The following is a 6,461-nucleotide window of genomic DNA, read 5'->3' as shown; positions in this document are numbered from 1 at the left end:
GGGTGGTGCAGCGGCTGGGTGGCGTCACCGCGGAACTGGGGATCCGGGACGGGCGGGCCGTGCTGGGGTGGCGTAACGCGGCGGGAAAGGCCCTGAAGGGGGCCCCGGCCGTCGTGCGGCGCGAGCACGCGGGGGAGCTGACGCGGCTCAGGGCGACCGTCGGGGACATCGACCGGAAGCTGGCGGCGCAGGCCGCATGGCTGGAACGGCAGTTCCCGGAACGGCGCACGTGGGCGTACTCCGTGTGGCGGGAGCGGATGCTGGGCCATCCACTGCTCGGCACCCTCGTCCGGCGCCTGCTGTGGACGGTCGACGGGGTCGCCTGCGGGTGGGCCGACGGCGGCCTGCGCACCCTCGCGGGAGAGCGGGTCCTGGGTGGCGGGGAGGACGTCGTCGGACTGTGGCATCCCTGGGGGCGCGACCGCGCGGAGATCACCGCCTGGCGGGAGTGGCTGGAGCGGCACGGCGTCACGCAGCCCTTCCGGCAGGCCCACCGCGAGGTGTACGGCCTCGCGGACGCCGCACGCGTCACCGCCACGCACCACGTCCTGAGACAGCACCCGTTCGCCTCGCTGGCCGCCGCCCGCGGCTGGCGGTACCGCCTGCGCCTGCCGGTCGACGAGGCCTTCCCGCCCGCCACGCGCGAGCTCCCGCGGTGGGGGCTGCGGGCGGAGCTGCGGGTCCAGGGCGTCGACGGGGACGCCTTCGGCCACTTCGGCAGCCATTTGTACGTCGGCACGGACCAGGTGCGCTTCCTCCCGTTGCACGCCCCCGGGGACCGGGCCGCCGATCCGCTCCCGCTCGCCGACGTTCCGCCGCTCGTCCTCAGCGAAGTCCTGCGCGACGTGGACCTCTTCGTGGGCACCGCGGGCATCGGCAACGACCCCACCTGGCAGGACGGCGGCCCCGACGGCCGCTTCCGGGCCTACTGGGCGTCCTACGGCTTCGGCGAGCTGACCCCGTGCGCGAAGACGCGCCGCGAGGTGCTGTGCCGCCTCGTGCCGCGCCTGGCCATCGCCGGACGCTGCGGCGTCGAGGGCCGTTTCCTGCACGTCCGCGGCGACCGTCACACGTACCGGATCCACATAGGGTCCGGCAACGTCCTGATGTCCCCAGGCGACCGCCACCTGTGCGTCGTCCCGCCCGCCCACGCCTGCGTGGTCCCGGGCCCCCTGCCCTTCGAGGGCGACGCCATGCTGTCGGTGGTCCTCGGCAAGGCGCTGCTCCTCGCCCGCGACACGGAGATCACCGACCCGACGATCGTGAGCCGGCTGTGAAACGTGTGACGACCCCGGAATGCTCGCCCTGGGAGGACGAGGGCCGGATCGAGTTCATCGCCCGGCTCGCCGCGGAGGGGGAGGTGACCGAGCTGGCCGGGCACCTGCTGTCGGCGGCCGACTGCGAGGGCCACGGAGCCGTGTCCCGGCTGAGGGCGATGCCTCAGGAGCGGCGCATGGCCCTGGCCGGTCTCCTCGTCGAGCACGGCGAGGCACCGCACAAGGTGCCGGACGAGTCCGAAAGACCCTGGCTCGTGCTCGCCGCGGTCTCCCGCGGCTTCGCCGAGGACTCCTGGTGCGTGCGGTGGAACAGCATGCTGGAACGCGTGGCGGCGACCTGCTGGTGGACGCAGATCAGCGACGACGTGCCCATCCTCGCCGAGGCTCTGCTGGACGCCGGGCGTCCGCTGTCCGGCGAGGCGGTCGGCCTGCTCCGCAGATCCGCGTACGCGGGCCTCGGCTGGGCGCAGCTGCTGCTCGACCGCCTCCCTGAGCCGCCCCTCAACCCCGGTGAGCTCTGGTCCGACCGCGTCCTGGCGCAGCTGCCGGAACTCGGCGACCGCTGGCGTCACCTGATCCCGCATCTGCGTGCCGCCAAGCCGGCGCCCAGCGCGCGCTGGGACCGGGCGGCCGCCGCGCTCCTCGACGGCGTCGACGCCGAGACGGTACGCCGTACCGCCACCCCCTGGCTCGCGCTGGCCACCCACGGCTCCCACGACCCCTGGAACGTCATTGCCGTCCGCGGTATGGCCTGGCTGCTGTCGTCGCCGTCCGTGCCTTCCCACCCGGAGACCGTCCGCGTCCTGGGCGCCCTCGTCGAACGTCCCCCGGTCAAGACCGTCGTCGCCGGCGCCGGCATACGCGCCCTGGCCCGCCTGGGCGGTGACGCCGGCCGGGACGAGCTGCGCAGGCTCGCAGGGTGCGTCGGCCACACGGTGACCCGCAGGCAGATCGGCCGCGCGCTGGCCCCGTGAACGCCCGAGGGCCCCGCAGCCGGCTGACCGGCTGCGGGGCCCTCGGGGGAGCCTCGGCGGAGGGGATCAGAAGCGACGCGTGATGAGCGCGCGCTTGACCTCCTGGATCGCCTTGGTGACCTCGATGCCACGGGGGCAGGCGTCGGTGCAGTTGAACGTGGTGCGGCAGCGCCACACGCCGTCCTTGTCGTTCAGCACCTCGAGCCGCTGCTCGCCGCCCTCGTCACGCGAGTCGAAGATGAAGCGGTGGGCGTTGACGATGGCCGCCGGGCCGAAGTACTGGCCGTCGTTCCAGAAGACCGGGCAGGACGACGTGCACGCGGCGCACAGGATGCACTTGGTGGTGTCGTCGAAGCGCGCGCGGTCCTCGGCGGACTGCAGGCGCTCGCGCGTCGGCTCGTTGCCCTTGGTGATGAGGAAGGGCATCACGTCCCGGTAGGCCTGGAAGAACGGGTCCATGTCGACGACCAGGTCCTTCAGCACCGTCAGGCCCTTGATGGGCTCGACGGTGATGGGCTTGTCCGGGTTGATGTCCTTGATCAGGGTCTTGCAGGCCAGCCGGTTGCGGCCGTTGATGCGCATGGCGTCGGAGCCGCAGATGCCGTGGGCGCAGGAGCGACGGAACGTCAGCGTTCCGTCCATGTCCCACTTGATCTTGTGGAGGCCGTCGAGGACCCGCTCCTTGGGGTCGATCTCCAGTTGGAAGTCCTGCCAGGTGGCCTCCTCCGAGATCTCCGGGTTGAACCGGCGGATCCGGAAGGTGACCGTGATGTAGGGCGAGGCCTGGGCCTCGGCCTCGACCTTGTCGAGGGTCGCGGTGCTCATCAGTACTTACGCTCCATCGGCTGGTAGCGGGTCTGCACGACCGGCTTGTAGTCGAGACGGATCGCCTCGGTGCCGTCGGCACCCACCTCGCGGTACGCCATCGTGTGCCGCATGAAGTTGACGTCGTCGCGGTTCGGGTAGTCCTCGCGGTAGTGGCCGCCGCGGGACTCCTTGCGGGCCAGGGCCGAGACCGCCATGACCTCGGCGAGGTCGAGCAGGTTGCCGAGCTCGATGGCCTCGAGCAGGTCGGTGTTGAACCGCTTGCCCTTGTCCTGGATCGACACGTTCCGGTACCGCGCGCGCAGCTCGCCGATCTTCTCGACGGCGGTCTTGATGGTCTGCTCGGTGCGGAACACCATGACGTTCGCGTCCATGGTCTCCTGCAGCTCCTTGCGCAGCTGCGCGACCCGCTCGTTGCCGGTGGAGGAACGCAGCCGCTCCACCAGGTCGACCACGAACTGCGCCGGGGCCTCGGGGAGCTCGACGTAGTCGTGGTCCGCGGAGTACTCGGCGGCGGCGATGCCGGCCCGGCGGCCGAAGACGTTGATGTCCAGCAGCGAGTTGGTGCCGAGGCGGTTGGCGCCGTGCACGGAGACGCAGGCGACCTCGCCGGCGGCGTACAGGCCCGGGACGACGGTGGTGTTGTCCGACAGGACCTCACCCTGGACGTTGGTGGGGATGCCGCCCATGGCGTAGTGCGCGGTCGGCTGGATCGGGATCGGGTCCGTGTAGGGCTCGATGCCGAGGTAGGTCCGCGCGAACTCCGTGATGTCCGGGAGCTTGGCGTCCAGCTGCTCCGGCGGCAGGTGGGTCAGGTCGAGGTAGACGTGGTCGCCCTCGGGACCGCAGCCGCGGCCCTCGCGGATCTCGGTGTAGATCGCGCGGGAGACGACGTCACGCGAGGCGAGGTCCTTCATGACCGGCGCGTACTTCTCCATGAAGCGCTCGCCGTCCTTGTTGCGGAGGATGCCGCCCTCACCGCGGGCGCCCTCCGTCAGCAGGATGCCCATGCGCCAGATGCCGGTCGGGTGGAACTGGAAGAACTCCATGTCCTCCAGCGGCAGACCGCGGCGGTAGACGGCGGCCTGGCCGTCACCGGTGAGGGTGTGCGCGTTGGAGGTGACCTTGAAGAACTTGCCGGTGCCGCCGGAGGCGTACACCACGGCCTTCGCCTGGAAGACGTGGATCTCGCCGGTGGCCAGCTCGTACGCGATGACGCCGGCGGACCGCTTGACGCCGTCCTCCTCGACGATGAGCTGGTCGAGGACGTAGAACTCGTTGAAGAACTCCACGCCCTCCTTGACGCAGTTCTGGTACAGCGTCTGGAGGATCATGTGGCCGGTGCGGTCGGCCGCGTAGCAGGCACGGCGGACCGGGGCCTCGCCGTGGTTGCGGGAGTGGCCGCCGAAGCGGCGCTGGTCGATCCGGCCCTCGGGGGTGCGGTTGAAGGGCAGGCCCATCTTCTCGAGGTCGAGGACCGCGTCGATGGCCTCCTTCGCCAGGATCTCGGCGGCGTCCTGGTCGACCAGGTAGTCACCGCCCTTGATCGTGTCGAAGGTGTGCCACTCCCAGTTGTCGTCCTCGACGTTCGCGAGGGCGGCGGCCATGCCGCCCTGGGCGGCGCCGGTGTGGGAGCGGGTGGGGTAGAGCTTCGTCAGAACGGCGGTGCGGCTGCGCTTCGTCGCCTCGATGGCGGCGCGCATGCCGGCGCCGCCCGCGCCGACGATGACGGTGTCGTACTTGTGGATCTGCATGAGGGGTCGCTTCCCTGTCCAGCCCTGGCTAGCGGATGTTCGGGTCGAAGGTGAAGATCACCAGCGTGCCGAGGATGATGGTGAACGCGGTCGCGGTGTAGACCAGCATCTTCAGCCAGAACCGGGTGTTGTCCCGCTCCGCGTAGTCGTTGATCACGGTGCGCAGGCCGTTGCCGCCGTGCAGCATCGCCAGCCACAGCATGATCAGGTCCCAGGTCTGCCAGAACGGCGAGGCCCAGCGGCCGGCGACGAAGGCGAAGCCGACCTTGGTGACGCCGCCGTCGAGGACGAGCTGGATCAGCAGGTGACCGATGACCAGGACGACCAGGACGATGCCGGACAGGCGCATGAAGAGCCAGCCGTACATCTCGAAGTTGGTCCGGGTGCTGCGCGGGGTGCGCTTGGTCCGGGCGCGCGGCGGCTCGATGACCGGGGCCGGGTTGTCGGGGCCGTAGGCGGCGCTGGAGGAGCTGAGCTCCACGTGGTCCGTTGCGGACATGACTTCGCTCAGCTCCCGAACAGCACTCGTGCGGCGTGACCGAGGACGGGGTAGATGGCCCCGATCATCAGCACGACCCAGATTCCGACGACCGTCCACAGCATCTGCTTCTGGTACTTCGGGCCCTTGGACCAGAAGTCCACGGCGATGACGCGCAGGCCGTTCAGAGCGTGGAAGAGGACAGCCGCGACCAGCCCGTACTCGAGCAGGCTGACGATGGGCTGCTTGTAGGTGTTGACGACCTTGTCGTAGTCCTCGGGGGAGACACGCACCAGTGCGGTGTCGAGGACGTGGACGAACAGGAAGAAGAAGATGAGGACACCGGTGACTCGATGAGCCACCCATGACCACATGCCTTCCCGGCCGCGGTACAACGTTCCAGCCGGCACGGAAAAAACCCTCCGGGAGCGGTGTGGGGCCTGCCGGCTTCGTTGGTCGGTCGGCCCGGCCGGGTACGGTCCTCCGGCCCTGGCCATCGTAGCGACGGCTTGTCGGCTACGTCCTGCCGGGTCCTTCAGGTGTGATCGATCCCGCACGGGTGGGTGTATCGGCCGGGAACCCCCGGCCCGCCCCGTGCGTCTGCGAGGGCCAGTCGTCCCAGGCGGGAACGGGTGACGCGGCGCAGTTCCTCGGCGGCCGTGACCCGCTCCTCGTCCGGTTCGTTGCCGAGACGCTGACGGAGTGACGCCAGCATCCGGTCGAGGGACTCACCGGGGTGCACCCCGTCGAGGGAGAGCACGAAGACGTGGCCGAAGCGAGCCTCGTACGCGGCCTGCGCGGCCCGCAGCGCCGTGTGCGCGGCGAGGCTGCCGCGGGTGGGGGCGGCGTCCGGCGGGGCGCCGGCCGCCTCGGCGGCGAGGGCCTCGGCGAGGTCGGCGGGCGTGAGGTCGTAGGCGGCCTCGTCGGCGGCGGCCAGCAGGGCGTCCAGGTCGGGGTAGGGGCGGTGCGCGGCGACCCTGCGGGCCCAGTGCAGGCTGCCGCAGCAGGTCAGCAGGACGGCCTCGGCCGCCCCGGGGGAGGCCTCGTTGAGCCGCCGCAGGCCGTGGGGGAGGCCGGGGCGGCCCGTCGGCGCCGGTCGGGGCGCCCGGCCGCGGGACTGCGCCGGGAGGTGCGCCGGGGCCCGCGGCGGGAG

Annotated in this window: 7 protein-coding genes; 2 read left to right on the top strand and 5 right to left on the bottom strand. The window is 71.3% G+C overall.

Going from position 1 to position 6,461, the window contains the following annotated elements; all coding sequences use genetic code 11:
- Together PV341_RS42935 and PV341_RS42930 are read left to right on the top strand one after the other, a co-directional pair.
- On the top strand, window positions 1–1,277 hold a 1,277-nt coding region (locus PV341_RS42935), incomplete at its 5' end, for a DUF4132 domain-containing protein (RefSeq protein ID WP_500360713.1).
- Between the two features lie 5 nt (window positions 1,278–1,282).
- Window positions 1,283–2,251, top strand: a complete 969-nt coding sequence (locus tag PV341_RS42930) for a hypothetical protein (RefSeq protein ID WP_500360712.1) — start codon at window positions 1,283–1,285, stop codon at window positions 2,249–2,251.
- 66 nt (window positions 2,252–2,317) lie between these two features.
- Here the strand turns inward: PV341_RS42930 and PV341_RS42925 are convergent, their stop codons facing one another.
- The 5 genes from PV341_RS42925 to PV341_RS42905 all read right to left on the bottom strand — a co-directional run bounded on the left by PV341_RS42925 (window position 2,318) and on the right by PV341_RS42905 (window position 6,368).
- Window positions 2,318–3,076 carry a succinate dehydrogenase iron-sulfur subunit gene (locus PV341_RS42925; RefSeq protein ID WP_500326606.1) on the bottom strand — a complete coding sequence of 253 codons (759 nt, stop codon included), beginning with the start codon at window positions 3,074–3,076 and terminating at the stop codon, window positions 2,318–2,320.
- A complete protein-coding gene (sdhA, locus tag PV341_RS42920; protein ID WP_499513582.1) occupies window positions 3,076–4,830 on the bottom strand; it encodes a succinate dehydrogenase flavoprotein subunit in 1,755 nt (584 codons plus the stop codon). The genes PV341_RS42925 and sdhA overlap by 1 nt, the downstream gene beginning before the upstream one ends.
- 28 nt (window positions 4,831–4,858) lie before the next feature.
- Window positions 4,859–5,329, bottom strand: a complete 471-nt coding sequence (locus PV341_RS42915) for a succinate dehydrogenase hydrophobic membrane anchor subunit (RefSeq protein ID WP_018561263.1) — start codon at window positions 5,327–5,329, stop codon at window positions 4,859–4,861.
- 8 nt (window positions 5,330–5,337) lie between these two features.
- The gene (gene sdhC / locus PV341_RS42910) at window positions 5,338–5,718 is read right to left on the bottom strand and encodes a succinate dehydrogenase, cytochrome b556 subunit (RefSeq protein WP_078620037.1); all 381 of its coding nucleotides are present in this window, start codon (window positions 5,716–5,718) and stop codon (window positions 5,338–5,340) included.
- A gap of 125 nt (window positions 5,719–5,843) precedes the next feature.
- Complete coding sequence (locus PV341_RS42905; protein WP_500326827.1) at window positions 5,844–6,368, bottom strand: 2-oxo-4-hydroxy-4-carboxy-5-ureidoimidazoline decarboxylase; 525 nt, start codon at window positions 6,366–6,368, stop codon at window positions 5,844–5,846.
- Window positions 6,369–6,461 lie beyond the last annotated feature (93 nt).

This window comes from Streptomyces sp. PA03-1a (assembly GCF_033792805.1).
Taxonomy (GTDB): Bacteria; Actinomycetota; Actinomycetes; order Streptomycetales; family Streptomycetaceae; genus Actinacidiphila.
This window is presented reverse-complemented; position numbering and strand designations above follow the sequence as displayed.

Coding starts and splice junctions, on each gene's coding strand:
- PV341_RS42925 (WP_500326606.1), bottom strand. CDS start 3,076: ATGAGCACCGCGACCCTCGACAAGGTCGAGGCCGAGGCCCAGGCCTCG.
- sdhA (WP_499513582.1), bottom strand. CDS start 4,830: ATGCAGATCCACAAGTACGACACCGTCATCGTCGGCGCGGGCGGCGCC.
- PV341_RS42915 (WP_018561263.1), bottom strand. CDS start 5,329: ATGTCCGCAACGGACCACGTGGAGCTCAGCTCCTCCAGCGCCGCCTAC.